This is a genomic window from Synechococcus sp. H55.8 (genome assembly GCF_047462375.1).
GTDB lineage: Bacteria > Cyanobacteriota > Cyanobacteriia > Thermostichales > Thermostichaceae > Thermostichus.
Map to the genome: position 1 here is coordinate 59,868 of NZ_JANSJC010000001.1, position 21,676 is coordinate 81,543.

20 protein-coding genes and 1 tRNA gene are annotated in these 21,676 nt (G+C 59.8%); 12 read left to right on the top strand and 9 right to left on the bottom strand.

Going from position 1 to position 21,676, the window contains the following annotated elements:
- Positions 1-15: 15 nt before the first annotated feature.
- Both NW862_RS00285 and NW862_RS00290 read right to left on the bottom strand, forming a co-directional pair.
- Positions 16-1,005: a photosynthesis system II assembly factor Ycf48 gene (locus tag NW862_RS00285; protein ID WP_414333730.1), complete on the bottom strand. Its 990-nt coding sequence runs from the start codon at positions 1,003-1,005 to the stop codon at positions 16-18.
- Positions 1,006-1,013: 8 nt separating this feature from the next.
- Positions 1,014-1,430 (bottom strand): rubredoxin, encoded by a 417-nt coding sequence (locus tag NW862_RS00290; RefSeq protein ID WP_414333732.1) that lies wholly within the window; start codon positions 1,428-1,430, stop codon positions 1,014-1,016.
- 195 nt (positions 1,431-1,625) lie between these two features.
- On the opposite strand from NW862_RS00290, the gene NW862_RS00295 reads away from it, so the two are divergent.
- From NW862_RS00295 to tpiA, 3 genes are all read left to right on the top strand, one after another.
- Positions 1,626-2,036 carry an FHA domain-containing protein gene (locus NW862_RS00295; RefSeq protein ID WP_414333734.1) on the top strand — a complete coding sequence of 137 codons (411 nt, stop codon included), beginning with the start codon at positions 1,626-1,628 and terminating at the stop codon, positions 2,034-2,036.
- 85 nt (positions 2,037-2,121) lie between these two features.
- Positions 2,122-2,805 carry a hypothetical protein gene (locus tag NW862_RS00300; protein WP_414333735.1) on the top strand — a complete coding sequence of 228 codons (684 nt, stop codon included), beginning with the start codon at positions 2,122-2,124 and terminating at the stop codon, positions 2,803-2,805.
- Between the two features lie 159 nt (positions 2,806-2,964).
- The gene (tpiA, locus tag NW862_RS00305) at positions 2,965-3,729 is read left to right on the top strand and encodes a triose-phosphate isomerase (RefSeq protein ID WP_414333737.1); all 765 of its coding nucleotides are present in this window, start codon (positions 2,965-2,967) and stop codon (positions 3,727-3,729) included.
- On the opposite strand, the gene treY is transcribed toward tpiA, so the two are convergent.
- On the bottom strand, positions 3,715-6,528 hold the full coding sequence (treY, locus tag NW862_RS00310; RefSeq protein WP_414333738.1) for a malto-oligosyltrehalose synthase: 2,814 nt from the start codon (positions 6,526-6,528) through the stop codon (positions 3,715-3,717). The genes tpiA and treY overlap by 15 nt on opposite strands.
- 275 nt (positions 6,529-6,803) lie before the next feature.
- On the opposite strand from treY, the gene NW862_RS00315 reads away from it, so the two are divergent.
- Together NW862_RS00315 and NW862_RS00320 are read left to right on the top strand one after the other, a co-directional pair.
- Positions 6,804-7,649: a M48 family metallopeptidase gene (locus NW862_RS00315; RefSeq protein ID WP_414333740.1), complete on the top strand. Its 846-nt coding sequence runs from the start codon at positions 6,804-6,806 to the stop codon at positions 7,647-7,649.
- 6 nt (positions 7,650-7,655) lie between these two features.
- A complete protein-coding gene (locus NW862_RS00320; RefSeq protein WP_414333742.1) occupies positions 7,656-8,561 on the top strand; it encodes a carbohydrate kinase family protein in 906 nt (301 codons plus the stop codon).
- A gap of 3 nt (positions 8,562-8,564) precedes the next feature.
- Here NW862_RS00320 and NW862_RS00325 read toward each other — a convergent pair whose 3' ends face one another.
- Positions 8,565-10,289 (bottom strand): ABC transporter ATP-binding protein, encoded by a 1,725-nt coding sequence (locus NW862_RS00325; protein ID WP_414333744.1) that lies wholly within the window; start codon positions 10,287-10,289, stop codon positions 8,565-8,567.
- A 36-nt stretch (positions 10,290-10,325) separates the two neighbouring features.
- Positions 10,326-10,475 (bottom strand): hypothetical protein, encoded by a 150-nt coding sequence (locus NW862_RS00330; RefSeq protein WP_414347990.1) that lies wholly within the window; start codon positions 10,473-10,475, stop codon positions 10,326-10,328.
- A gap of 335 nt (positions 10,476-10,810) precedes the next feature.
- On the opposite strand from NW862_RS00330, the gene NW862_RS00335 reads away from it, so the two are divergent.
- From NW862_RS00335 to NW862_RS00350, 4 genes are all read left to right on the top strand, one after another.
- A complete protein-coding gene (locus NW862_RS00335; protein WP_414333746.1) occupies positions 10,811-11,161 on the top strand; it encodes a hypothetical protein in 351 nt (116 codons plus the stop codon).
- 145 nt (positions 11,162-11,306) lie between these two features.
- Positions 11,307-12,227 (top strand): L-lactate dehydrogenase, encoded by a 921-nt coding sequence (locus tag NW862_RS00340; RefSeq protein WP_414333761.1) that lies wholly within the window; start codon positions 11,307-11,309, stop codon positions 12,225-12,227.
- A gap of 89 nt (positions 12,228-12,316) precedes the next feature.
- On the top strand, positions 12,317-13,024 hold the full coding sequence (gene trmB / locus NW862_RS00345; protein ID WP_414333748.1) for a tRNA (guanosine(46)-N7)-methyltransferase TrmB: 708 nt from the start codon (positions 12,317-12,319) through the stop codon (positions 13,022-13,024).
- A gap of 67 nt (positions 13,025-13,091) precedes the next feature.
- Entirely contained in the window at positions 13,092-14,699 is a 1,608-nt protein-coding gene (locus NW862_RS00350) for a type II CAAX prenyl endopeptidase Rce1 family protein (RefSeq protein ID WP_414347351.1), read from the top strand.
- 12 nt (positions 14,700-14,711) lie between these two features.
- Here NW862_RS00350 and NW862_RS00355 read toward each other — a convergent pair whose 3' ends face one another.
- The 3 genes from NW862_RS00355 to NW862_RS00365 all read right to left on the bottom strand — a co-directional run bounded on the left by NW862_RS00355 (position 14,712) and on the right by NW862_RS00365 (position 17,522).
- Positions 14,712-15,734, bottom strand: a complete 1,023-nt coding sequence (locus NW862_RS00355) for a J domain-containing protein (RefSeq protein WP_414333752.1) — start codon at positions 15,732-15,734, stop codon at positions 14,712-14,714.
- Positions 15,692-16,588 carry an ABC transporter substrate-binding protein gene (locus NW862_RS00360; protein WP_414347345.1) on the bottom strand — a complete coding sequence of 299 codons (897 nt, stop codon included), beginning with the start codon at positions 16,586-16,588 and terminating at the stop codon, positions 15,692-15,694. The genes NW862_RS00355 and NW862_RS00360 overlap by 43 nt, the downstream gene beginning before the upstream one ends.
- Positions 16,589-16,670: 82 nt before the next feature.
- On the bottom strand, positions 16,671-17,522 hold the full coding sequence (locus NW862_RS00365) for an inositol monophosphatase family protein (RefSeq protein WP_414333754.1): 852 nt from the start codon (positions 17,520-17,522) through the stop codon (positions 16,671-16,673).
- Between the two features lie 279 nt (positions 17,523-17,801).
- On the opposite strand from NW862_RS00365, the gene NW862_RS00370 reads away from it, so the two are divergent.
- The 3 genes from NW862_RS00370 to NW862_RS00380 all read left to right on the top strand — a co-directional run bounded on the left by NW862_RS00370 (position 17,802) and on the right by NW862_RS00380 (position 20,175).
- Positions 17,802-18,380 carry an FHA domain-containing protein gene (locus NW862_RS00370; protein WP_414333756.1) on the top strand — a complete coding sequence of 193 codons (579 nt, stop codon included), beginning with the start codon at positions 17,802-17,804 and terminating at the stop codon, positions 18,378-18,380.
- A gap of 52 nt (positions 18,381-18,432) precedes the next feature.
- Positions 18,433-18,504: transfer RNA gene (locus NW862_RS00375), tRNA-Gln, on the top strand.
- Positions 18,505-18,717: 213 nt separating this feature from the next.
- On the top strand, positions 18,718-20,175 hold the full coding sequence (locus NW862_RS00380) for a cobyric acid synthase (protein ID WP_414333762.1): 1,458 nt from the start codon (positions 18,718-18,720) through the stop codon (positions 20,173-20,175).
- Between the two features lie 63 nt (positions 20,176-20,238).
- On the opposite strand, the gene NW862_RS00385 is transcribed toward NW862_RS00380, so the two are convergent.
- Entirely contained in the window at positions 20,239-21,552 is a 1,314-nt protein-coding gene (locus NW862_RS00385) for a (Fe-S)-binding protein (protein WP_414368560.1), read from the bottom strand.
- Between the last annotated feature and the right edge of the window lie 124 nt (positions 21,553-21,676).

The window sequence follows — 21,676 nt, forward strand, 5'->3', positions numbered from 1 at the left end:
GGATCCCTGAGATCGTCAGGAGTTGTTGGAGCTGACATAGCGCAAGAGGGTGCCCCGTTGCCCCAAGATAAACCCTCGGTCGGGGCCGAAAAACTCGATGCTGTAGAAATTGGCGGGGATATCGCTGACTTGCTTAGCCTGCTCCCAGGTTTTGCCACCGTCGGGGCTGTGGATCAGGGTGGCGCCACCCCCCACCACCCACAGGTCGTGGTCGTTTTGATAGGCCGCATTCAAATAGCCAAAGCTGAGGGCCCGACCCGGACGCAGCGGCGACGCCCACTCGCCAGAGGTGAAGTCCTCCGTGAAGGCAATCTCTGCCCCTTGGTTCAGTTTCCAGGCGCTGCCGTTGGGGCCAAAACCCATGTTTTGAATGCGGCGGGAGCTCTCCCGCGGATAAGGCTTCCAGGCGCGGCTTTCTGGCGTGTAGAGAAAATAAAAGCTGCCCCGCGACGACACCGCCAGGTATTCTCCCCCAGGGCCGCGGGCGATGTTTTTGATGGCCCCAATCGGCTCCTCCACCTGAGCGCGCCAGGTCTGCCCGCCATCTTCCGTGCGGTAGATGGCGCCCACATTGGTCACCATCTCGGCAGCCCCAGGGCCCAAAGCCTGGATTAAGATCGGCTCACCCGGCAGTTGGGTGTTGAGGCGAATGGAAGTCCAGTCGGATCCCTCGTTCAGGGTGTGAAGGAGGATCTTCGGCTGCCCGGCCACCCAGCCTTCTGCCCCGGCAAAGCTGATCGAGGCAAGGTAGGCTTCTGGCTCCAAGCTCGACAGCTCCCGCACCTGCCAGTGCAAACCGCCATCGTGGGATTCCAGCAGTGTCGCCTTGTCTCCCACCAGCCAGCCGTGTGTAGGGGTGGTGCCGGTGAAGGCGATGTCCAGCAGAATGTTTTGGGTAGGCACCTCCACCTGCTGCCAGGGCACCACCTGCATATTCGGCATCCGCGCCGCCATCAGCAGCAGGGAGCAAGCAGCCAACAGCGCCAGTCTCAAGAGCTTCAACATCTTGGCCATCACTCGACGAAATAAAAACTCATCAAAAATAAAAACCCCAGCGCCAATCCCAAGAAAATGAGCAGGTTCTTTTGGGCAGGGGTCATCACGTTCACCCCCAGGCCGTAGCGCAAGTTCTCTTGAAAACCCGAAGGCTTGCCTTTGGCTCCCACTGCTTGGAAGAAGCGCTGGTCGGCTCGGCACACCGGACATTTCCAATCGGCGGGCAATTCCTCAAACGGCACACCCGCCGGGATCCGATTGAGTTGATCCCCCTTGGCCGGCTCGTAAACGTAGCCACAGGAACGGCATTCGTAGCGCTGCATGCGCAGGGGATCGCCAAGCTGCGCATCGGTTTCATCTTCCGGTAGCTCAATCAGCCTCGGTGTCTGGGGAGGACGGGGTTGGACACCGGGATCCGGTTGCGAGCCATTCATGGTCAGAGATCCATGTGCATCGTTAATCCCATTATGAGAGGAGTTGTTACAAAAATCTACTCGCTGCTCAGGGTGATGGGCCAATCCTGCCCATCCCAGTGAGACTCATCCGGTGGATATAGGGATCCAACTGGGGGATTCCGTATGTTATGTTTTGGGTATACTGCCCTCAGTGTTGTGCAAGTGGGTGGCTTTATGACCACGCCCCCTCGCCGACCGGCCCTCAATCATGTGCTAATTGTCAAAGATCGACAGGGGCCAAAGGCCTACTGGTTGACAGCCGAGCTCTACTCATTGGGCCGGGATCCGCGCAACAGTATTCGCATTGACTCGCAGTACGCCTCTCGCTACCACGCTATTTTGGTTAAAACCGAATCTCCTTCTTCTCCCGACGGGTTCACCTACCAAATTATCGACGGCGACATTCAGGGCAATCCTAGCACCAATGGCCTTTACGTGGGTGGGCAACGGGTGGAATTTCGGGATCTTGAGGATGGGGACGAGATCCAGTTTGGCAGCGATGCCACTGCCACCTACTCACTGCAGAGCAAAGATCTGGATGCAATTCTCGCCACCTTTGAAAACACCCAGATTGTCGGGTTGTGAAAGCCCGGCTTTCCTGTTGGGTTTTGGCGCGTAAGCTGTTATGGGATCCTCCCTTCAGCTGGTTGGTTAAGGGGGTAGCTAGCCGATGTCAGAAGCTGGAGTTACTCGCGCTGCTTGGGTGGTGGCAGCTTTGGTTTTGTCGGCGGTGCTGGGGCCGCGGGTTGCCATGCCCCTGGTAGGACTGGTGGGGCTGGTCATCGTCGAGCAAGTGGCCTTTGGGGGGCGGATTTCAGGGTTGCTGGGCGGGCTGCTGGATTGGGCTTCGCCGGCCTACCGGCAGCGGGTCATCCGCCACGAAGCGGGGCACATTTTGGTGGCCCATCTGCTCGGGATCCCGTTGTTGGGCTATGTGCTTAGTCCCTGGCAAGCCTTTCGACGGGGGATGCCTGGCTACGGCGGGGTGGAGTTGGATCGGGCCCCGATGCACACTTGGCAGGCTCAGGGAAGGATCCCTTGGGCAGAGGTGGAGCGCTACGGCACGTTCTGGATGGCGGGGGCAGCCGCAGAATCGTTGCACTACAGCCAAATTACGGGCGATACAGAGGATCGGCAGCAGTTGGCAACGCTGTTGGCAGCGCAGCCCTTGACCTCTCCAGCCAAAATGAAGGTCCAAATCAACCGCTTCTTGCGCCAGGGACGAGCGCTGTTGCAGGCCCACCCCCAGACCTATGCCGTCGCCGTCCAATCTCTGGAGCAGGGAGCCGCCTGGGAAGACTGCCTGGCGGCCATCGCTGCCAGCCTGGAACAAGAGACGGCCCAGGAGGGTTAACCGGGGCCCGGATCCCATCGCCGTATTCTGGAGCCGCTTGCTGATAAACTGTGACATACGAAAAAACAAAAGCTGGGATCCCTGCCTATCCATTTGGGTTTCTGCTTTGGGATCCCCTTCTTTAGTTGTCTTCTGAGCGTCTTTTAGGGAGGATCCACCTTGCGTCCCATCCTCATCGCCGGCAACTGGAAGATGTACAAAACCCAGGCTGAGGCCCGCCAGTTTCTGCGGGAGTTTGCTCCGGCTCTGCAAGCGTCGTCCTTAGGAGCGGCTTCACAACGGCAGATCATCCTGTGTGTGCCCTTCACAGACCTGTCCGTGGTGGCAGAGCAAACGCGGGGATCCGGCATCGCCGTGGGAGCACAAAACCTGCATTGGGAGGATCAGGGGGCGTTTACCGGGGAGATCTCCGGCCCCATGCTGGCGGAATTGGGGGTGCGCTACGTGATCGTCGGCCACAGTGAACGGCGGCAATACTTCGGCGAGACAGATGAAACCGTGAATCGGCGCTTGGCAGCGGCGCAGCGGCATGGCCTCACCCCCATCTTGTGCGTGGGCGAAAGCCAGGAGCAGCGACGGCAGGGCTTGATCGAGTCTTGGATCCTAGGGCAGTTGGATCGCGCCTTGGCAGGGATCGATCTGGAGAACCTGGTGATTGCCTACGAGCCGATCTGGGCCATCGGCACCGGCGACACCTGTGCAGCCGCAGAGGCCAATCGGGTCATCGGCTTGATCCGCCAGCACCTGGGCGCCGACCAACTGCCCCTCCTGTATGGCGGCTCGGTCAAAGCCGGCAACATCGACGAGCTGATGGCCCAACCCCAGATCGACGGAGTGCTGGTGGGCGGGGCCAGCCTCGATCCGCGGGAGTTTGCCCGCATCGCCAACTTTCAGGCCCTGACCCCGGCCTCAATTGCTCAGTAGGTTCTTCTGCCCCCACAGCAGGGCCACCGGAAAAGACTTGAGGAGGATGCCCACCGGCAAGGTTTCGCCGGCAGGGATCCCTTCTTGGGTCAGCCCGTTCACCCACTCCAGCCGCTTCCAGCGGGGCAGATGAATTTCAGTATCTTTCCAAACGGCTTCTCCCAGGGGATCCTGCGTCTCGTCGATCAACGAGGTCAAAAAGCGGGGTGACACCGTAATCAAAACCTGCTTCTCGTGCTGGCGGGCAAAAGCCACCACGTGGGCAGCATGGGATCCGCTCACCTGCAGGGGAATGTAATTTCCGCCAAGAAACAACTGCGGCTGTTCCTGACGGGCCCTGAGCACAAGATGAATGAGAAACAGCTTAATGCGTCCGTCGCGGCGGTGGGACAGCAGATCTTCGACAAGCTGTAGAGGATCCTGTTTGACTCGCCGTTGAATTTCTTCTAAGTAGGCGAGGCGACGAGAAAAATCTACAGGCCGACGATTGTCGGGATCCACCATACTTAGATCCCATAGCTCGGTACCTTGGTAAATATCCGGGATCCCAGGGCTGGTGAGCTTGATCAGCGTTTGCGAGAGGGAATTCAAGATGCCAAAGTGGGCAATTTTGCGTTGGAAAGGCAAGAAGGACTCCAAAAAGGGGCTTGAAGTCTGTAGGATCTGATCGATAAAAGCGAGGGTGGCTTCTTCATACTCGGTATCGGGGCGAAGCCAAGCGGTGTGAACTTTGGCTTCCCGCACAGCTTTGATGGCATAGTCCTTAACCCGCTGCACGAACTGGGGCACCTCTTCCGCTTGGAAGGGATAAGAGCCGAGCAAAGTCTGGTAGAGCAGATACTCATCGTTGCGATCTGGCAGTTCCGAGCGCTTGGCTTGATTGCTGCGGACCTTGTAACCGAGGTTCAGCTCATGCCAAAGGTTGATGTGTTTTTTCCATTCAGCAGGGATTTCAGACAGCACATTCAGGCGGGCTCGTACATCTTCGCCGCGTTTGGTATCGTGGGTAGAGGAAGCATTCATCGAAAAAGGCCACTCGGCTGCTCGTTCTTGGTTAAAGCGGTGAAACTCCTGCAGAGAAAAGCCAAAACGGCAGGGATCCCCGCCCACTTCGTTTAAGGATAGTAGCCGGTTATAAACATAGAAGGCCGTATCCTCTACCCCTTTGGCCATGAGAGGGCCGGCCAACTGTTGCAGGCGCATGGCAAAGTAGATCTGCTCGTTTCTCTCTTGCTCTGACAAATTGTCGAGAGACTCCAGGCAGAGAAAACGCTGCAGAAAATTTAGTTCGTTTACCAAGATGGGCAGGTTCTCCTTGGCTTTCTCTACAGCTTTACGGATAACCTGCTGACCTTCTGGGCTGAGGATCCCTTGGTGGATGTAAACTCGATAAACCGGGAAGCACACCAAAACTTCCACCAGGGCTCGGCGCAAGCTGTAGAGGGTAAAGTCGTTAGCGTAGCGGTGATGGCTGGTGATCTGCTTGAGCAAAAAAGCAAGATTATCCATATCACCTGCCAGGTTGCGCTCGATGATCAAACGTTTTTTGTCTTCAATCACCTGTTCTGGGGAATGTCGTAGGTTCGTAAAGTCTTGATAAAGAGAGTCAAAAGCCTCTGCATTTTCTTCCTGGCAAAAAAGACCATTGAGCTTGGCTAAAAAGTCGTATCCTGTTGTGCCTTGAATCGGCCATTGCTGAGGCAGTTTCTCATCGGCTTCTAGGATTTTCTCTACCACGATGTAGAGATCTGGGCAGCGTTCCCGCAGGCGATGGAGATATTCTTCCGGGTTAAACAGGCCGTCGATGTGGTCGATACGTAAGCCTGTAAAGCGCTCTTGTTCTGCCAGCTTAAGGATAAGCTGATGTGTTTTGCGAAAGACCTCGCGATCCTCCATCCGCAGCGAGATCAGCTCGTTAATGGTGAAGAAGCGACGGTAGTTGATTTCCTCGGCGCCCACTTTCCAGAAGGAAAGGCGGAAATTCTGCCGCGCCAAAAGGTCGTCCAACAAGTCAAAGCTTGAGGGATCCCCCGGCTTGCCGTTAAAGATGGCAATGTTCTCGTCAAAGAAGTTTTGAATAGATTGGCTAGACGTGTAAAGCTCCCAAAGGGAGTGCTTAGCAAAGTTAATTTGATCGGTGCGTTCTAGGAGATCTTCCTTGCTGGGTATAAATCTCAGGCTGAAGAGGATCCCGAGTAACTTGATGTAGTCGGGGTGGCTTCGCCCTAACTTCCGCCGCAATTTACCTAAGTTGTAGGTAAAAACATCGGCATAGGTATCGATATTCAGAGGAAATCTCAGGTTATAGTAGTTGATGCTGAGGCCATCGGCATCGTAACGAAGCTGAATTTGACCAGACTCCAAACATTTATCGTAGAAATCTCCCAAAAAGGGTGCCAAGATCCTGCCTTTAATACCCAGATAGGAGTGGTTCCAGTTGACATCAAAGTAATCGATAAAGTCTGAGTTGGGCCCACTTTCTAGAACATCCATCAACATTTGGTTTTGGCCGTCATAGGCCATGTGGTTGGGCACGATGTCTTGGATCCAGCCGATTCCCTGCTGATTGAGGGTTTCCCACAAGAGCTCAAACTTTTCACTTCCCCCCAGTTCCTGGTTAATCTGCCTCGGATCCACCACGTCGTAGCCGTGGGTGCTACCGCTGCGGGCTTGGAAGATGGGAGAGGCATACAAGTCGCTGATGCCCAGCAACTTCAGGTAGGGAACCATTTGCCGTGCTGCCTCGAAGTCAAACCCAGCATGAAACTGAATGCGATAGGTGGAAGTCGGGATCCGCATGATGACCTTAGAACGACGACAAAGGGGTCTAGCTTGCAAACGGACTAGGGTCGAGAGAAGAGATGTTTCCAGAGTAGCGGCTAAAATCAAGAAACCATGTAGGGAAGGGCGGAGTCTGCCGAGGCAACAGTTGGAGGGGGTTCACAGCCCTCAGTTGCAGGTCAGCCCGGACATGCCCAGCTCTCTTGGTCTCCATCCCTTGACGGCCGACAGCAGGGATCCCCAAGCTCCAGCCGCCCGCCTGCTTTTGAAGCCTTTTTCTCCCCATCTTGTCTATGTCATCCATTCAACAAGAACCTCGCATTCTGCTGGGCCTGCGGGCCGACCAGTTTCGCCATCCTGTGGATCTGCAGGCAACCCGCTCTCTGCAGCAGGTGCCGGGGCTGGGCCTGCTGATTCAAAACTGGCTCGGCTCAACAGCAGGACAGGTCTTTTATCTGGATAACATCGCTTCCAGTATTCAAATTAACGAGCATCAGCTGCCGGAGATTCACCAGCTTTTGGTGCAGGCCTGTCGCATCTTGGATCTGGACGTGCCCCAGCTCTATGTGCGGCAGAACCCCACGCCCAATGCCTATACCTTTGCCATGCAGGGGAAAAAGCCTTTTATCGTTTTGCACAGCTCTCTGCTGGATCTGTTGGAGCCGCCGGAAATTCAAGCCGTGATCGCCCATGAATTGGGCCATTTGAAATGTAATCACGGCGTCTACTTGACGATGGCCAACATCCTCATGCTCTCCACCAGCTTGCTCCCCTTCGGCGGGCTGTTTTATCAGGCGTTGCAGGAGCAACTGATGCACTGGCTGCGGTGCGCCGAGTTTACCTGTGACCGGGCGGCGCTGTTGGTCACCCAAGACGCCAAGACGGTGATCTCGGTGTTGATGAAGTTGTGCGGTGGATCCCCGCAATTGGCCTCTAAGCTGAATGTGGACGCCTTTTTGGAGCAGGCCCGCGCTTACGACGAGCTGGACGGGGATCTGTGGCAGATGGAGCTGAAGCAGATGCAAACGGTGGGGCGCACCCATCCGCTGCCGGTCCTGCGGGCCAGAGAAATCGAGCGTTGGTTCCGCAGCAACACCTACCAGCAAATCCTGGAGCTGCAGGGAGCGGCTGCTTCCTAAGTGCCGATGATGGATCCCCCCGATGTGCCCCAGGGCTTGCCTCTCATTTTGGGGGAGGTGCTTTTCGACTGCTTCCCCAGCCAGGTGGTGCTGGGCGGTGCGGCTTTGAACGTGGCTTGGAACCTCAAGGGGCTAGGATCCGATCCCCTCTTGCTTAGCCGCATCGGCCAAGACGAAGCGGCAGAAAAGTTGTTGGCGGCGCTGCGGCGGCAGGGGCTGCGCCTGGAAGGTTTGCAACGGGATCCGATTCACCCCACCGGCCAAGTCCAAGTCACGCTGGATGCAGAGGGGATCCCAAGCTTTGCCATCTTGCCCGACCAAGCCTACGACTACATTCAGTTGGATATCGGGGTTCTCCAGCCCAGCCTGCTCTATCGGGGCAGCTTGGCGGCGCGACGGGAAGCGGCCCATCGCCACTTTCAGGAGACGATCCCCGCCCTTCGCTGTCCGGTGTTTTTGGATCTCAACCTGCGGGATCCCTGGTGGCAGCCGGATCCCATCCGGGAGATGCTGCGCACCTGCGATTGGCTGAAGCTAAACCAGGCGGAGCTGGAGCAGGTGGCGCGGCTAGAAGGGATCCCTGCCAAAGAGGTGCGGGAGCAAGGGCAGATCCTGCGGGCGCAGTTGAACCTGAAAGGTCTATTTTTGACTCTAGGGGCCGCAGGTGCGCTCCTGATCACCCCCGCCCAGGTTTATCAGGCCGACCCGGTTTCCGTACCTCAGATGGTGGATACGGTGGGCGCTGGAGATGGCTTCAGTGCCGTGGCCATCCTGGGCCTGCTGCGGGGATGGCCAGAGGAGGTGTTGCTGCAGCGGGCGGTGCAATTTGCCTCGGCCATCTGCGGGATCGCGGGGGGTGCGCCTCAGGATTCGGAGTTCTATCGGCCTTTCCGGCAGGAGTGGCGGCTCTGAAGCCTACTGAAACTGGCGCAGGTGAAACTGGGCGTAGCGCCCCCCTTTGCCCAGCAGCTCGCGGTGATTTCCTTGCTCCAGCAGTTGCCCTTGCTCCAAGACAAAAATGCGGTGGGCGGTGCGCACTGTCGAGAGGCGGTGGGCGATAACAAAAACGGTGCAGCGTTGCATCAGCCGTTGCAGCGCCTCCTGCACCAACGCTTCCGACTCGTTGTCCAAAGCAGAGGTGGCCTCGTCCAGGATCAAGATCTTGGGGTTGAGCAACACGGCGCGGGCAATGGCCAGCCGTTGCCGTTGTCCGCCGGAAAGGGTGACCCCGCGTTCTCCCACGCGGGTGGCGTAGCCATCGGGTAAGCTCTCGATAAAGGTGTCGATGTTGGCCACCTGGGCCGCCTGGCGTACCGCTTCCAGGTCAAACTGCTCTTGTCCGTAGGCGATGTTGCTGGCAATGGTTCCCGAAAACAGGGTGATCTCCTGCGGCACAATGCCAATCTGGCGGCGCAGGCTCTTGAGGGTGACGGTGCGGATGTCGATGCCGTCGATGCGGATGCAGCCCTGCTGCGGATCGTAAAAGCGGGGAATCAAGCTCACCAGGGTGGATTTGCCGGCACCGGAGGATCCCACCAAGGCCACGATCTCGCCGGGAGACACCTGAAAGCTGATTTCCTTGAGCACCGGCTGATCCGGTTTGTAGGCAAAGGAAACTTGCTCGAACTCCACCCAGCCCTGAATGGGGGGCATAGGCCGAGCGCCGGGCAGCTCCCGGATCTGCGAGCGAGTGTTCAGCAGCTCGAAAATCCGCTCCACCGAAGCCTCACCCTGTTTCAGCTCGCTGTAGTTGTTGGTGATGTGCACAATGGGGTCGATCAACATGGCAACACCGGCAATAAAGCCGAGAAACTGGCTGCCGGTCAGGTTGCCCTGGCTAATTTGCCAGCCGCCCACCCAAAACACCCCCAACACGCTCATGGCGTACAGGAAACCCACCACCGGGTCTTGGATGGCTTTCACCTGCTCGGTCTGAAACCGGGCCAGGCGGTTGCTTTCGGCAATGGCACTGAAGCGGCGAATTTCGTAGTCCTCGGCCGCAAAGGCGCGAGTGAGACTGATGCCGGCAAACACTTCTGTCAAGAGGGCGGCCAAATCCGACATCTTCTCTTGGTTGAGGCGGGAGCGAAACAAGAGGCGATCCCCAAACCAACTGATCAAAGCGGCCATCAGGGGGGCGATCAGCAGGGTGGTCAAGGTGAGAATGCCGTTGAGATAAAACAGGTAGGCCACCACCGCCAAGATGGTGAGCACGCTGGGGATGAAACGGTGGAAAAAGCGTTGCACCACCTCTCCCACCCGATCCAGATCCCCTGTCAGGCGATAGACCAGATCGCCGGTGCGGCTGCCGGAAAAATAATCCACATCCAGCGCTTGCAAATGGGCATAGATCTGTTGGCGCAATTCCAACACCATTTGCAGGGAAGCCCTCGCCATCAGGGTGTCTTGGCCGTACTGGAAGGCGCCACGCACCAAGAAAAACACCACTCCAATCAGGGCCAGCGTCCGCAATTGCCCCAGATCCCCGGCGCCGATGGAGCGGGCCACCCACTCGATCAAGTAGGCAAGCGCGGGCATGGTCAGGACAAAGCCAAGAGTGCAGGTCAGCCCCAACAACAACATCCACAGATGGGGCCGGATAAAAGGGATGAGACGGCGATAGCTACGACCCGGATGCACCAATCCCAAACCAGAAGGGCCTCTGACTCAACCAGCTTACAGGATACTGTTGCCCACTGCTGCCGGGATCCTTGAAACTGGCCGGTCGAGTTGAAAGCCGCTGCGGCCATTTTCTTTGACCGCTGTTACATGGAAGCCGGCCAGTAGGTGCTGGGAGCATAACCGGGCATCAACACGATCAGCCATACTCTTGCTAGTTAGAATTACTTGCATTAGCAAAGAACCTCAACCAGGCCCGGAGAAGACGCAGATGACCCACATCCTGCCGCCGCGGGATCCCCGCTGTTTCCACAACATAGAGAGATAGAGAGTCAGACTGAGGGATATAACTCCACCACTTAACTCAGCTACAGGATATCTCTATTGCAACTACTTTCAATAAATTAGGGGCATGGTAGGGGTTTTCTTTGATAAAGAGTTGCATCAAGCTGGGAAGGTCTGGTAAAGTGCTTACCCAAATGGCAATTGCTAAAGATTTGCAGTTAAGCCTTCTCAGGAGAACGGGTCGCGGAGTGGCAAGCATGACATGGCAACAGGTGCAGGCGGGCGTGTGGTGTCGGCAGTTGGGGCAACTGGCGCCCCAGTGGTGGCTGGGGTGGAGCCCTGAGCAGGGCTTCCAGCTCTACCGCCAAGAGTCCCTGCCTTCTCTCTCTGCTTTGCGGATGCGCTACCAGGAGCAGGATGGCTGGCTGGATGTGTTTTTGGGAGAAGCCGAGCAACATCCCCAGCGGCGGCGCAGTCTCCTCGATGCAACGGCGCGGGTGGCTTTGCACTACTTGCCGGAAGATCTGGCTCAGATTCGGTCCCTGAAGTGTCCTCACGAGCGCATTCCTCTGGAGCTTTGGCAACGGCTAACCCAGCAACGGAGTTGAGGACTACCCAATGCTATTTTGCTCTCCGCTTGGCCAGGCTTAAGCTGGGAAGGGAAGCGTAGCGGCTGAAGCCATGACCGTTTCTGAGCGCCAACCCAAGCAACCCTTTGAGCAGCAAGCCAGTGGGCTGACTTCTCGCCGCCTTTTGAAGGGATCCATCATCGGCGCCGGGCAGGTGGGCATGGCCTGTGCCTACTCGATGGTGATCCAGAACACCCTCGATGAGCTGGTTCTTCACGACATCGACCGCGCCAAGCTGGAAGGGGAAGTGATGGATCTGGTGCACGGGATCCCTTTTGTGGAGCCGACGCGGATCTGGGCGGGAGAGCTGGCCGATTGCGCCGGCTCAGACGTCGTGATTGTGACGGCGGGAGCCAAGCAGCGGCCTGGCGAAACCCGTTTGGATCTGGTTCACCGCAACGTTGAGATTTTCAAAAGCCTGATCCCGGCCCTGATGGAGCATTGCCCCAGCGCCATTTTCCTGGTGGTGAGCAACCCCGTCGATATCATGACCTATGTTTCCCTGAAGGTGTCGGGGCTGCCGGCGGGGCAGGTGCTGGGATCGGGCACGGTGTTGGATACGGCCCGCTTCCGCTATCTTTTGGCCCGGCGGCTGGGGGTGGATCCGCGCAGCCTGCACGCCTACATTATCGGCGAACACGGAGATAGCGAGGTGGCCGTCTGGAGCAAGGTGAACATTGCCGGCACGCCGATTGGCCAGCTCTCGCCGGAGTGGGATCCCGCCCAGTTGGGGGATATTTTCGAGCAGGTGCGCAATGCCGCCTATGAGATCATCCGCCGCAAAGGGGCCACCAGCTATGCCATTGGTCTGGGGGTGACGCAAATTGTCCAGGCCCTGGTACGGGATCAGCGGCGCGTTTTAACCGTGAGCAGCCTCACCCAGGGGGAGTATGGTCTGCCGGAGGTCTGCCTCAGTTTGCCGAGAGTGGTCGGTCGGCAGGGGGTGGAGCGCACGCTGGCCATGTCCCTCACCGAGAGCGAGCAACAGCAACTGCACCGCTCGGCCCAGATCCTGCGGCAAGTCATCGACAGCATCCGGTGGTAGCCTAGAGCTCCTCTACCTTTCCATCCCAACTGGGGGATCTTTTGGGATCCCTTGGGGGGAGGGCTGAAGCTAGCGGCAGGAGGTGGTCTATGGAAACAGACGTGCAACGGGCACAGCAGGTAACCCAACCTGAGAAGGACTCCCCCGCTTGGGCAGGGATCCCGCTGCAGAAAGGTCTTGGCCAGCGGCTGCGGCAACACGTCAACCCCCTACAGGCGCAATACCAACAGCCCACCCCCCCGCCCCACTGGGAACGGGTGTACCGGCGGCTGGGGCAACCCTTTCATTTGGATATCGGCAGCGGGAGCGGACGCTTTTTGCTGCGCATCGCCCAGGAGCAGCCCGACTGGAACTTTTTGGGCGTGGAGATTCGACAGCCGCTGGTGGAGCGGGCCAATGCTTGGCGGGACGAGCTGGGGCTGGATAACGTCCATTTCCTCTTTGCCAACATCAACGTCTCGCTGCGGCATCTATTTGCCCCGGGGGATCTCAGCCGAGTCACCATCCAATTTCCGGATCCCTGGTTTAAAAAGCGCCATCACAAACGGCGGATCGTCCAACCGCAACTGGTGGCGGATCTGGCCCTGCTGCTGCAACCGGGCAGCCCCGTCTTCCTGCAGTCGGACGTGCGGGAAGTGGCCGAGGAAATGGCAGCTCGATTTTTAGACCATCCGCAGTTTTGGGATCCCTGCCAGGGGCCCATCGATGACAACCCCTTCGGTATTCCTACCGAGCGGGAGTGGCAGTGTCTGCAGTTGGGGCTGCCCATCTACCGTTATTGGCTAGAGCGCCGCTGACCCCTTCATCCTGCCGAAGCCAATAGAAGCTAGGATATAACCCGCTGGAGTTGCCTCTGTTGCTGTCATGTCTCCCTCTGACGCCACGGCCTCGGTCGATCCCCATTGGCTTTCTGTTCGCCGTGGGATCCTCAACCTGCTGAGCCTATTGGCCCTTTTGATTGTCGGGCTTTCGCTTTCCAGCAGTTGGTTTCAGCCGCCGCCCCAAACGCGGTTGGATCTGTTGCAAACCCATCTCGCCCTGCAGGCTGCCCGCACCCTCGACGATCCCCGCTATCAGGATCTGGCGCGGGCTTTGCTGGGGCAGAACGTTTTCGAGCTGGCCCACAATCGCTACCGGCAGGTGGCCGACAACTACGCCGAACGCCTGCAGCGCCTCAAACGGATGGCACGGCTGGAAAGGGCGACTCCCTCGGAGGCGGGCAGATCCGAATTGGCCAGCCTCTCGGATGCGGTGGGGCCGGCCTCAACTCCAGAAGAAGTGGATCCCGTTCTGCTGGCTTCTGTCCAGGAGCTGCAGGCGGAGCTGGACGCCCTGCGGCTGCGCCTGGGCCTGCTCTCCGCCTACCAGGAGGATCTGGAGGCAGCCCAGCAGCAGTGGCAGCAGGTGATCGATCCAGAACGTCCCTTGGAGCTGGAATCCCGCCAAAAAGGGGTGGCGCGGCTCTTGCAAGGGCTGTGGGGAACGCCACGGCGCATCTTGCCGGAGGCCGAGGTGCAGATCCGCAACCACCTGGACGGCTGGTTTGAGGCAGTGGCCCTGCAGCAGCTCTACCGGCTGCAACAGCGCAGCGACAGCCTCAATGCCCTCAACCAGGAGCAGGAAAAATTGGCCTTGGCAGCTCTGTTCCGGCTGGCAGTGGTGGGCGGGATCCCGATGCTGGGGGCGCTGCTGGGGCTAATCCTCCTGTTGGGTTGGCTGGGCTGGAGCTTCTGGCGCCAACGTCCGCTCCTCGGCCCGCCGTGGGAGGTGCCTTGGCCGGGGATCGGAGCGCAGGCGGTGCTGACCGGTTGGTTTTTGGGGTTCATTCTCCTCAATACCTTGGTGCCTCGCCTTTACATGGTTCTGCTCGGCTTGGGGGCACAACAGCTCAGCCCTTGGCATCAGGCGGTGGCCTTGTTTCTCACCTACAACGCCGGCGCTCTGCTGGGGGCGGCGCTGTTGTACCGGCTTCTTCGGATCTATCCCGGTTGGCAGAAGGCGTTGCAGGTGCGGCTGTGGGGCCCTTGGCCGCTCTGGGGCCTATGCGGCTACTGGGTGGCCCTACCTTTGGTGGTGCTGGCAGCGGCGCTGTCGCAGTTGCTGCTGCCCCAAGCAGGGGGTGGGAACCCCATCTTGCCGCTGCTGCTGGACAGCCACGGCTGGGGGGCGCGCTTGCTGTTTTTGGCCGTGGTGTCTGTCTGTGCCCCCGTTTTTGAGGAGGTGCTGTTCCGGGGCTTTTGGCTGCCTACGCTGAGCCGCTACTTGCCGATGGGGGCTGCCATCTTGCTCAGCGCCTTCACCTTTGCCCTTGCCCACCTCAACCTTTCCGATCTGCTGCCGCTGACCATGCTGGGGGTGGTGCTGGGGGTGGTGTACAGCCACAGCCGCAACCTGTTGGCCCCCATCCTGCTGCACAGCCTCTGGAATACGGGATCCCTGGTCACGCTGCTGGTGCTGGGGGGCGCTTCCTGAGCGGAGTTTGGCCTACTTTTTCTTGCCAAAGAGGCGGCTCCAGAAGCCGCCGTTGTCTTCTTTGCGCGGCGGTGGCACGATTTTCTGGGCTTGGGACGTCTGGCGGCTGGCGGCAGGGACGGGAACCGGCTGCTGGGTGGTGACCTGCTGCAACCAGCGGCGCACCTCCGCCATCAACTCGGCGTTGGCCGGCTCAAGGCGGCTGGCCTGCAGGAAGTCGGCCTTGGCCATGCCGGCGTTGCCCTGCTTGAGGTGGGCGATACCCCGGTGCAGATAGTAGCGGGCCACGTTGGGCTGGGCGCTGATGGCGAAGTTCAGATACTGCACCGCATCCCGGTATTGCTTGCGCTCGATCATGTCCAGCGCCTGCAGGAAGCGAGTCTCAGCGGGGCTGAGTTGCGGAGTTGGGGGCGGGGTGGGCGGGGCAGTAGGAGACGGAACGGGGGAGCTGGCCGGGATCCCACCCAAGGTGGTGCGGCTGGGGGAAGGGGTTGGGATCCCAGTCAGGGTGGTGGTTCTGGCGGCAGGGGCGGGGATCCCTTTGTAGCCGGCTTTGAGCAGCAGGTAGGCCAGGTTCAGCTCGCTCAGTTGCTCGGTTTTCTCCAGCAGCGTGGTCATAGAGCTGTATTGCTCTTTGGCCAGCTTCTCCACTCGCCGGACGTATTCTTCCTGCCAATCAGAGCGCTCGGCCAGGTCTTTGACGGCTTCTCCAGTGGGCCACAGATCGGGGGGCGGCGACTCCAGCAGGCGTTGAACGCGCAGCTTGAGCACAGTCTCGTATTCTGACCGTTCCCGCTCCTTGGTCAGCACTTCGTTGGCCGGGCTGACCAGCTTGGCAAAGAGGACGTTGGCCCGCTCTGCCCCTTCCGGATCCCCGACAAAGCGATCCGGGTGCAGGGCCTTGGCCGCCTGCAAGTAGCCGCGCCGGATCCCCTTGGAGTCGGCGGTGAGGGGTACGCCCAAGATGGCGAAATGGTCCGTCTCGTAGCGGGCTAGTCCTCGGCTGAGGCGGGGGACATCAGAGTTGGATCCCATAGTTGCCACTTCTCCAAGATGCGTTGCAAAGTTCCGTTCTCGGTCAGGATTGCGATTGCCCCATCCACGGCTTCCTTCAGAGAAGGATGCTGCGAGGATACCACGCCCACCAGAGGAATCGGGAACAGAGGCGGCCCCGCCAGGCGCAGCCGGGATCCTGCCTGGCGCAGGCTCAGGGCGGCAACGGGCTGATCGACGAGTACGGCATCCAACTGGCCGGCCTGGAGCTGAGCAAACAGGCGCTCCGGGTTGCTGGTGGCAAAAAGACGAATGGCGTTGCCCCGCCTCTCGTTGTACGCCTCCAACAGAGCTGCTCCCGTACTGTTCACTACAATGCCCACTTTGCGGCCAAATAATTGCGACAGCGCCTCAATGGGAGTTTCCCCTGGCCCCGGATCCCGTACCACCAAGCGCTGGGGGCTGAGGTAGTAGGGTCGGGTGGCGAGAAATTGCTGTGGATCCAAGCCCAAAGCTTCCCGCGCCCCCCAGATGAGATCCACCTCATCCGCTTGCAAAGCCGCCAACTGCTGACTCCAAGCCACGTAGACGGGCTCCACCTGCACCTGCAGCGTCTGGGCAAGCGCCTCGAGGATATCCCACTCAAAGCCGGCGTAGGTTTGCCGCTCTAGGTCGGTGTAGAGGTAAGCCGGGCCCAGGCTGGGATCCAGGCCAACCCGGATGCGCCCCCGCGCCTGAATTTCGGCCCAACGGGAATCGGGGGGCTGGGCTCGCTCGCCGGCAGGAGCGGGCAGGGCCGGTTTTTGGGCAGGCTGAGGGTAGGCCGGGATCCCCAAGAGAAGCGCCAGGCCAAACCCTGCCGCCCAACAACAACGCCGGAGTGTTTTCCCGGCCAAGCTATCTCTCTGACCTTGGGAAGGAGCCATAAGGGCCTGTGCGTAAAGCTTACCCAATTTTTGCCTGAACTTTACCTCATCTTTATCTTTGGCCGTTTCGCTCTCGAGGCCGCCGCATGGGGAAGGAGACCGGCAGGGGGCTGACCTGGGCCAGTTCTTCCTGAAGAGCAGCGTGTAACCAGCCGTTGCTGGCCAGCAGGCGGCCACTGTACACATCCACCGGGCTGCCATCGTAGGCAGTGACCTTGCCGCCGGCCTCTCGCACCAAGACAATCCCGGCGGCAATGTCCCAGGGGGAGAGACCTCGCTCCCAATAGCCGTCCAACTGGCCGGTGGCCACGTAGGCCAAGTCCAGGGCAGCCGATCCGCCCCGGCGCACTCCCTGGGTGAGGTGGGTGAAGTGGCAGAACTCAGCGTAGTTGTTGTCCGGGGTTTCGCGCCGGTCATAGGCAAAGCCGGTTACCAAGAGGCTGCGGGAGAGTTCGGTAGTAGAGGAGACGCGGATGGGCTGGCGGTTGCGGGTGGCTCCCATCCCCTGCACGGCGCGAAAGAGATCCCCGCGAAAGATGTCGCAGACCACTCCTAGCACCGGCTCCCGCCCCTCCAGCAGACCAATAGAAACGGCAGCAAAGGGATAGCCGTGGGCAAAGTTGGTGGTGCCATCGAGGGGATCGATCATCCAGGCGTAGGTGCCCTGCGGGGATCCCTGCTGGCCGGATTCTTCCGTCAAGATCACGTCTTCGGGGAAGTGCCGCCTCAAGATTTTTATGATCAGCTCCTCGGAAGCGCGATCCGCTGTCGTCACCAGGTCGCCCGGGCGTTTCTCCTCAATGGCAAGGTTGCCCCCCACGTAACTGCGCAGCAAAGCCCCTGCCTCCAGAGCCGCCTCTGTGGCCACATCCAACCGACGCAACAGGGCCTCCGTCACACCCACACCTCAAGGCTACAAACCTGCTACCCAGAATAGCCCGCCCGCGGCCAAGGCTGTGGCTCCCAAGGGATCCGTTAAAACACGAGTAGCTTTGACTTGAACCCAAACCTAATTTTCTTTGGGAAACGGAGTATCTCCAAAGCCGCCTGTGGCGTATAGTAGGGTACATCAAGGCTTGTGGGTTTTCCGACAGCCTGCCGAGGCCGAGTTTTTTGGAAAGGGTAGGGTTTTGAGGAACTCTAAGGTTTAAGGGCTTAGACTTGAAGAGCTAGGCTGCCGGGCATGCGGTTGAGCGTCGAGGAGGAAACGCTGTTGCCACAGAGCTACGACGAGTTTTTGACCTCCATCACAGAGGTGGGCGGGGGGAGTTCTCTTTCCAGCCAAGGCTTTGACCTGCCGCTGGATCTGTTCGACCAAGTCCCTGAGCAGCCGTTGTCTCACCCGGAGTTTACCCTGTCCGTTTGCCATCCTGTGCGGCCCTGCAGCTACATCCTGCGGGAGAACATCTACACGGTTGGCCGGGATCCCTCCAACGCCATTCAGATCGTCAACCGGTTTGTCTCGCGTCGCCATGCTTACCTGGTGCGGGTGTCCACCCAGTCCAGCCGGACAGGGTTTACCTACTGCCTGATCGACGGCAACCGCAAGGGGCAGGCCAGTACCAATGGGGTGTTTGTCAACGGCACGCGGGTGGCTACCCACTACCTGAAGAGTGGGGATGTCATCTACTTTGGGCCGGAGATCCGTGCCTATTTCTTCGAGGTGGCTCGCATTCTCTCTCTGAACCCCTTTGACGCTGGCTCCGGCCTTGGCGAAGAGCTGCCGCTTCCCCACGATACAGGAGGCCAGCGCAACCGTTGACAGACCTGAGCCTGCATCGCTACATTAGTTAAGCTGGTTAAGCAATGTGAATTGGGGCATCGCCAAGCGGTAAGGCAGCGGGTTTTGGTCCCGCCATTCGGTGGTTCGAATCCATCTGCCCCAGCTCAAAGTCTGGCAAGTGCAGAGGCGCAGGTTGCTGGGATCTGTTGTAGGCCCGCAGCCGCGAATCTACACTGCAAGCGTTTTGATCGGGGGAACTGGGGAGTCGCTTTTGCCGACGGATGCCCTGTCTGGGCGCGACGGTCGGTGGAGAGAATGGCGACAGCTTGCAACCAAGGGTGAGGGATCCGGGGTGAGCCGTTCAGGTCGAGCCTTGATGGTGGTGGGAACTTCTTCCCATGTGGGCAAAACCCTTTTGGTAACGGCCCTCTGTCGCCTTCTCAAGAAAGCAGGAAAAAGGGTTGCCCCTTTCAAAGCTCAGAATATGTCCCTCAACGCCTATGTCACCGCCGAGGGCAAAGAGATCGCCTACGCGCAGGCTCTGCAAGCCTGGGCCGCCGGGATCCCGCCTGCGGTGGAGATGAACCCGATCCTGTTGAAGCCCCAGGGCAACCTGACTTCCCAGATCGTCTTGAATGGAGTGGCGGTGGGCACCTGCCGCGCCGGCGAGTATTACGAACGCTGGTTTGCGCCGGCCTGGCAAGCGGTCAAAGAAGCCCTGGCCCGCTTACAACAGCAGTACGACTGGATCGTTTGCGAGGGGGCAGGCAGCCCGGCGGAGGTGAACCTCAAGCATCGGGATTTGGCAAATATGCGGGTCGCCTTGCATTTGGGATCCCCCACTTGGCTGGTGGCGGACATCGACCGGGGTGGGGCGCTGGCCCATGTGGTGGGCACGCTGCAACTGCTGGAACCGGAAGAACGAGCCCTGATCCGCGGCATTGTTATCAACAAGTTTCGCGGCTCGCGGGAGCTGCTGCAGCCCGGCCTGGATTGGCTGGAGAGCTACACCGGGATCCCGGTGGTTGGGGTTCTGCCCTGGCTGGATTGGGTGCTGCCCCAGGAAGATTCGCTGGGCATCGAGGCCGGCCCCCAACTCTGGGAAAATCGCCGTCCCAGGCGGGAAGACTCCCTGGAAATCGCCGTGGTTCGCCTGCCCCAGGTGGCCAATTTCTCCGATTTCGACCCCTTGCTGGCCGAGCCCAGCGTCCATCTGCGCTGGATTCACCCCGGCCAAAGCCTGGGATCCCCCGATGTCGTCATCCTGCCCGGCAGCAAAACCACCCTCAAGGATCTGTTGGCATTGCAAAAGACCGGCCTGGCCGACCAACTGCGCCACTATTCCGGCCACATCGTCGGCATCTGCGGCGGACTGCAGATGTTGGGGGAAACCCTCGCCGATCCCGATGGCCTAGAGGGAGTTGCCGGCACCTACCCAGGGCTGGGCTTTCTCCCTCTGACCACTGTTTTGCACCCCACCAAAGTTACCCGGCAGGTGCAGACACAAAGCTGCTGGCCCGCTCCTGCTCCCGTCCAGGGGTACGAAATCCACCAGGGATCCACCCAGGCGGATCCCGCTGGCTGCCTGCCGATCTTCGACCAAGAGAACCTGGGCTGGCGGGATCCCACGGGCCGGATTTGGGGCAGCTATCTGCACGGCCTCTTCGACAATCACCGCTGGCGGCGACACTGGCTAAACGAGTTGCGCCGCCAAAAAGGCTGGGATCCCTTGCCGGAGCTGGAAGGCCACTATGCTCAGCAGCGGGAGCAATTGCTGGAGCGGCTGGCGGAGCGGTGGCGGCCCCACCTGGACTTGCGCCTGTTGCTGGAATAGCCCTCACCCCCGGCCCCTCTCCCATCCCTCACCCCCGGCCCCTCTCCCAGAGGGAGAGGGGGGTTAAGGAGTTGCCGCCGGTTGCAGGGCGCGATCCAGGAGTTCCATCGGGTGATAAATGGGGATCCCGGCTTTGCCCTGCAGGTGCTTCTGGATTTGCAGGCGGCAGCCGATGTTGGCGGAGACGATCCCCTGGGCACCAGTGTTGAGGAGGTTGGCCACCTTCTGGGATCCCAGCTCATCTGCTATCTGGGGTTGCAGCAGGTTGTAGACGCCGGAGCTGCCACAGCAGAGGGCGGCATCGACGGGATCCCGCAGCTCCAGCCCCGGAATCTGGCGTAGCAGTTGCCGCGGCTCTTGGCTGAGGCGTTGCCCGTGCAGCATGTGGCAGGCATCTTGGTAGGCCAGCACCAAGGGATCCGGCTGCAGGGGGTACAGGGGAGCAGTCAGCCCCACCTGAGCGAGAAACTCCTGGATATCCTTGACTTTGGCCGCAAACTGGGCCGCTTTCTCGTGGTAGTCGGGATCCTTGGCCAAAAGGTGGCCGTACTCCTTGAGGGTGTGGCCGCAGCCGGAGGCAGTCACCAAAATGGCATCCAGTTCGTAGCCGGCAAAAGCATCCACCATCTGGCGGGCTAGGGTTTCTGCCTGCTGCAGTTGCCCTTGGTGGTGGGGCAAGGCCGCACAACAGCCCTGGGCAGGCGGGATCACCACCTCACAGCCGTTGTGGGTCAAGACGCGAATGCTGGCCTCGTTCACCTGCGGGGTAAACAGGCGCTGCACGCAGCCGAGGATCAGCCCCACGCGAAAGCGGCGCTCGCCCACCGCCGGGATCTGCTCCGGGTAGCGCTTGGGCAGCAGTTGCTCCACCTCCAGAGGGGGCATGAGCGATTCCATAGCTGCCAGTCGCGGGGAGACTTTTTCCAGCCCTTGGCGGATCCAGGCGCCGATCCCCATCTTCTGATAGAGCCAAAGCGGCCAAAGCAGAGGCCGCAGCCGCTCCGGGTAGGGGAAGAGGAAGAAGATAAATTGGCGGTACAGGCGATCCCAAAGACCGCGTGGGTAGTTGCGCTCGATTTGCGGGCGGGTGGCGGCAATCAGCCGGTCGTAGCGCACCCCTGAGGGGCAGGCGGTAACACAGGCCAAACAGCCCAGGCAGGTATCGAAATGGGAAACCGTGGCCACCGAAAGGGAAATCTGCCCCTGATTGAGGGCGTCCATCTGATAGATGCGCCCCCGCGGCGAGTCTGTCTCCTTGCCGAGGACGCGGTAGCTGGGGCAGGTGGTCAGACAAAACCCGCAGTGCACACAGGCATCGATTAGCTTGGGATCCGGCGGATCCAGGCTGTCAAAACTTGGCCCTTTGGATGAGCTCATTGGCCTCGACCTGTTCTCAACACTTCATCAACCCCGCAAGGAGAGGATTGGCCGTTCGGGGATCCCGCCGTCTCCTTTTGCTTCCGGGTTTTTTTGCATCTTAATCTGGGAACAGAGCGGCTGA

Coding starts and splice junctions, on each gene's coding strand:
- NW862_RS00285 (WP_414333730.1), bottom strand. CDS start 1,005: ATGTTGAAGCTCTTGAGACTGGCGCTGTTGGCTGCTTGCTCCCTGCTG.
- NW862_RS00290 (WP_414333732.1), bottom strand. CDS start 1,430: ATGAATGGCTCGCAACCGGATCCCGGTGTCCAACCCCGTCCTCCCCAG.
- NW862_RS00295 (WP_414333734.1), top strand. CDS start 1,626: ATGACCACGCCCCCTCGCCGACCGGCCCTCAATCATGTGCTAATTGTC.
- NW862_RS00300 (WP_414333735.1), top strand. CDS start 2,122: ATGTCAGAAGCTGGAGTTACTCGCGCTGCTTGGGTGGTGGCAGCTTTG.
- treY (WP_414333738.1), bottom strand. CDS start 6,528: ATGCGGATCCCGACTTCCACCTATCGCATTCAGTTTCATGCTGGGTTT.
- NW862_RS00315 (WP_414333740.1), top strand. CDS start 6,804: ATGTCATCCATTCAACAAGAACCTCGCATTCTGCTGGGCCTGCGGGCC.
- NW862_RS00320 (WP_414333742.1), top strand. CDS start 7,656: ATGATGGATCCCCCCGATGTGCCCCAGGGCTTGCCTCTCATTTTGGGG.
- NW862_RS00330 (WP_414347990.1), bottom strand. CDS start 10,475: ATGGCTGATCGTGTTGATGCCCGGTTATGCTCCCAGCACCTACTGGCC.
- NW862_RS00335 (WP_414333746.1), top strand. CDS start 10,811: ATGACATGGCAACAGGTGCAGGCGGGCGTGTGGTGTCGGCAGTTGGGG.
- trmB (WP_414333748.1), top strand. CDS start 12,317: ATGGAAACAGACGTGCAACGGGCACAGCAGGTAACCCAACCTGAGAAG.
- NW862_RS00350 (WP_414347351.1), top strand. CDS start 13,092: ATGTCTCCCTCTGACGCCACGGCCTCGGTCGATCCCCATTGGCTTTCT.
- NW862_RS00355 (WP_414333752.1), bottom strand. CDS start 15,734: ATGGGATCCAACTCTGATGTCCCCCGCCTCAGCCGAGGACTAGCCCGC.
- NW862_RS00370 (WP_414333756.1), top strand. CDS start 17,802: ATGCGGTTGAGCGTCGAGGAGGAAACGCTGTTGCCACAGAGCTACGAC.
- NW862_RS00380 (WP_414333762.1), top strand. CDS start 18,718: ATGGTGGTGGGAACTTCTTCCCATGTGGGCAAAACCCTTTTGGTAACG.
- NW862_RS00385 (WP_414368560.1), bottom strand. CDS start 21,552: ATGAGCTCATCCAAAGGGCCAAGTTTTGACAGCCTGGATCCGCCGGAT.